The sequence below is a fragment of the Caballeronia sp. genome (assembly GCF_049581465.1).
GTDB lineage: Bacteria > Pseudomonadota > Gammaproteobacteria > Burkholderiales > Burkholderiaceae > Caballeronia.
Map to the genome: position 1 here is coordinate 1 of NZ_JBAUSA010000935.1, position 3,923 is coordinate 3,923.

At 59.8% G+C, this 3,923-nt stretch carries 3 protein-coding genes; 1 reads left to right on the forward strand and 2 read right to left on the reverse strand.

The genetic code is table 11. The features are described from left to right. Nucleotides 1-162: 162 nt before the first annotated feature. Both WCA53_RS22970 and WCA53_RS22975 read right to left on the reverse strand, forming a co-directional pair. Entirely contained in the window at nucleotides 163-1,176 is a 1,014-nt protein-coding gene (locus tag WCA53_RS22970) for an ABC transporter substrate-binding protein (protein WP_423915889.1), read from the reverse strand. A gap of 146 nt (nucleotides 1,177-1,322) precedes the next feature. Continuing rightward, nucleotides 1,323-2,411: a LacI family DNA-binding transcriptional regulator gene (locus WCA53_RS22975; protein WP_423915891.1), complete on the reverse strand. Its 1,089-nt coding sequence runs from the start codon at nucleotides 2,409-2,411 to the stop codon at nucleotides 1,323-1,325. A 414-nt stretch (nucleotides 2,412-2,825) separates the two neighbouring features. Between WCA53_RS22975 and WCA53_RS22980 the strand changes: the two genes are divergently transcribed. Continuing rightward, a complete protein-coding gene (locus WCA53_RS22980) occupies nucleotides 2,826-3,752 on the forward strand; it encodes an aldose 1-epimerase (protein WP_423915893.1) in 927 nt (308 codons plus the stop codon). The last annotated feature ends 171 nt before the right edge of the window (nucleotides 3,753-3,923 follow it).

Consider the following 3,923-nt stretch of genomic DNA (forward strand, 5'->3'; position numbering starts at 1 on the left):
GGGGCTAACAGTAATAAGCAAGAAAATACTACTTATGCCAGCCGCTGCGGCGAGCAGGAGGACTCCACCTTCGCCTCACACTCGCCGCTAGCAGAACCGCTCAAACCCTACCCCCACACTCGCCGCAAACAGAACCCCCAAAAACGGAGCCGCCCCTGGCGACTAATACCCGTATTGCATGCTCGCCGCGACATTACCCTTGTCGTAAAACCGATCCGACACCTTCACCCACGGCGGGATCGTTTCCCCCTTCGCGAATTTCTGCGCCACATCGCAAGCCAGCGGCCCAAAGAACGGGCTCGATTGCACGCTCGCGCCAAGTTCGCCAGCGGCAATCGCGTCCATGCCGCCCTTCGTACCGTCGATGGTCACAATCGTAATGTCCTTGCCCGGTTGCTTGCCAGCCGCCTTGATCGCCGCAATCGCGCCCAGCGCCATTTCATCGTTATGCGCATACACAGCCGTCACGTCAGGATGCGCCTGCAACAATGTTTCCATCACCTGGCGGCCCTTGTCGCGGGCAAAATCGCCACTCTGCGACGCAATAATCGACATGCCCGGATTCTTGGCGATCACATCGTCGAATCCCTTCTTGCGGTCGTTAGCAGCGGACGCGCCAGTCGATCCCTCCAGTTCGATGATCTTCGCCTTCCCACCCGTCGCCTTGACCAGCCAGTCGGCGGCACGCTGCCCCTGATTGATGAAATCCGAACCAATGAACGTAATGTAGTCGGTGCCCGCCTTAGCCACGGACTGATCGACGTCGCGATCGACAAGAATCACCGGAATGCCAGCCTTCTTCGCTTGCAACACGACCGGCGCAAGCGGCTTCTCTTCACGCGGCGGGAACACAATCAGGTCGACATGCTGCGCAATCATGCTTTGAATATCGGCGACTTGTTTCGACGCTGAACTGTTCGCGTCGGTCAAAACCAGTTGCCATCCACACTTCGCTGCCACATCCTTGAAGCTCTTCGTTTCGGCAAGGCGCCACGGATTGTTGCTCTCAGTCTGCGCAAATCCCACGCGCAATGGCTTCTTGACCGCAAGCTTCGGCAGGGGACTGTCGTCGGCGTGCGCGACGCCAAAGGCGGCCGCCAATGACAAAGCAAGCATCGACGCGGTAAGCACGCGGAACGGGGTCTTGCGTGTTGTGACGTTTTCAAGCGACAGCATGTCGTCCTCCGGTATGGATGGTTCTACTTTTTTTGTTGATGATTAGGGATACTACCTACTTCGTGTCGAAAATCGCCAAGCGGGTCTTCGTCAACCATCTCAAAAATTCGACATGTGCTGATTATTCCACCGCATTTTATTACTAGTCAATCACTAATATTATTAATTACGGGTTGTTCAGCCAGAGTAATTACCCTTACTGACGCGCGTTCGACCAGCGGCCCGTCGAGCTTCACGATACGTCGGCGCACCGGTGCGCCGGCGGCACGGTTGTGTTCTTCCTGCAAGAGCGTTTCGACCGCCCATCGCCCGAGTTCGTAGTTCGGCAACACAACCGTGGAGAGTGGCGGATGCGTGTGGCGCGCTATTTCCTGATCGTCGTAACCGAGGACCGATACGTCTTCCGGCACGCGCAAGCCAAGCTGCTTCAACGCTTCGATAGCACCCAGCGCCATCAGGTCATTGCCGCAGAAAATGGCGGTCGGCGGATTGGGTTCGCGCATCAGTGAAAGCGTTTGTTCAAAGCCCGAGCCGGAGCTCCAGTCGCCTTCGCGCACGAGTTCCGCGGCGTAGGGCAGGTCGGCAGTAGAAAGCGCCATCCGGTATCCCTTTAGCCGGTCACGCGCTGCGTCTTGCCACGGCTCGCCATTCACATAACCAATGCGCCTATGCCCCGCATGCAGCAAATAGTCCGTCGCGGTGTGGCCGCCGTTCACTTCGGCCGGCACGACGGAGGAGAACTCAGAGTCATGCGCGTAGCAGTTCAGCAGAACCGTCGGCACTTTGGACAGCGCGGCGGGGGGCGTGACTTTGCGCGTGTACACGGTCGCGTAGATCACGCCGAGCACGTTCGGATTCGACAGCGTCGCCGCGAGCACCTGTTGTTCGATCTCGGCGTTACCGTGGGTGGAGTAGACAGCCAGCATCCGGCCATTTGCGAAGGCCGTGTCGCGCGCGCCGTCGATGCTCACCACCGGGTGCGGACTCGTGGAGATCTCGTCCGCCAGATACACGATCAAGTTCTTTTCTTCCGCCGGGGCCAAGGTGTCGAGCGGCTCGCGCGCCGTCATCCGGTAGCCGAGATCCTGCGCCGCCTTCAGCACCTTGTTGCGAGTGGCATCGGAGAATTTCGCGCCAGTCGCGTTGTTCAGCACAAGCGAAACCGTGGATTGCGATACGCCGGTGAGCTTGGCGATATCGGTCATCGTCGGACGGCGTTGTGTGGATTTTGTCATTTTGCGTACGCGCCTCAAGGTCCCGCCGACGTTACCACTAATATTTATCGCGAACAACACTCCAAAACCATTGCTCAGTAACGCTTGCCGCCCTATTTTAACGTCTAAGTATTATTGCTAATAATATTGACTACCGGCTATTGCGCGTGCGATTCTCGGGGCGCGTGCGGGGCCGCTGAGCCGAAAAGTATCCCTGCGCGCCGCCCGCGCCGGATGGCGAGATGTCAAATAAAGGAGAAGGATGATGGCCCGCCATGACGAGCGTACGCACCTGCGCTATAGCTCACAAGTCGACCAGATGCCGCGTAGTGTTGATGAAAGCTATCGGCGGTTCGCATATTGAGCGCCGCTAGCGGGAATGGCGCGGACGAGAGCCGTACGGCCTCGCCAAAGGACGATGCCTTTCGCGGTTCGCTGAACGATGCCGCGCTGATCGAACTGCGCGTGGGACGGCGGCGTGCACTGATTGCGCCGCACGTGGGCGGCGCAATCGCGGCGTTTTACGATTTGGGGAAAGAGGGTGATGCGCTGCACTGGCTTCGTCCTGCGACCGCCGGCGCGCTCGCGGCGGTGAATCCGCTCGCGATGGGCAGCTTTCCGTTGCTGCCGTATTGCAACCGGCTCCGCGATGCGCGTTTCGCGTTCGATGGCCAGCTCGTCGATCTATCGGGCGACGGGAATGCGTTCGATCACGCTTTGCATGGCCATGCGTGGCGGCGCGCGTGGCGCGTTGGCGCTCAAGCGCCGAATGCTGTCGAGTTGCATCTGCTCCACGAGCCTGGCGACGAAGCTGCGCACCACTGGCCGTATAAGTACGAGGCGATGCAGCGTTTTGAGCTGAACGGGGAGGGCTTGTCCGTCACGATATCGATACGCAATCTGGCCGATCGGCCCATGCCGTTTGGCATAGGTCACCATCCTTACTATCCGCGCACGCCGGCGACGCGCATTCGGGCCAAGGTCCGCGCGATGTGGCATGCGACGCCCGATCTTCTGCCGACACATCTTGGCCCTCACCCCGTTGTCGATGCGCTTGCTGCGCCTGACGGCATGTCGGCGGACGCGTTCGATCTCGACAGTAATTTCGCGGGCTGGTCGCGCACGGCGAGCATTGACTGGCCGGATGAGGGCCGCAGCGTGACCCTTTTTGCCGACGCGCCTTTTGACCACATGGTGTTATATGCACCGGCTGCGCATCCGGATTTGCTGTGCGTGGAGCCGGTGAGCAACACCGTCGATTTTTTGAACCTCGATGCAGCGCGCGAGGATGTGGGTGGTGGGGTTTTGATGCCAGGAGAAGGTGTTGAGGCGCGATTTGGATGGGTGACGGGCCCTTGCTAGGGCGCGGTTAGGGTCAGGAGGGGGCGCTGTTCGCGACGAGTGTGGGGCTAGGGCTTGGGCGGTGCTGCTCGCGGCGAGTGTGGGGAGAGCGTTGAGTCCTTCTGCTCGCGTGGTCGTTCTGCTTAAGTCGGATTTTCTTGCTTATTTCTGTTAGCCCCTATCCGGGGCGGG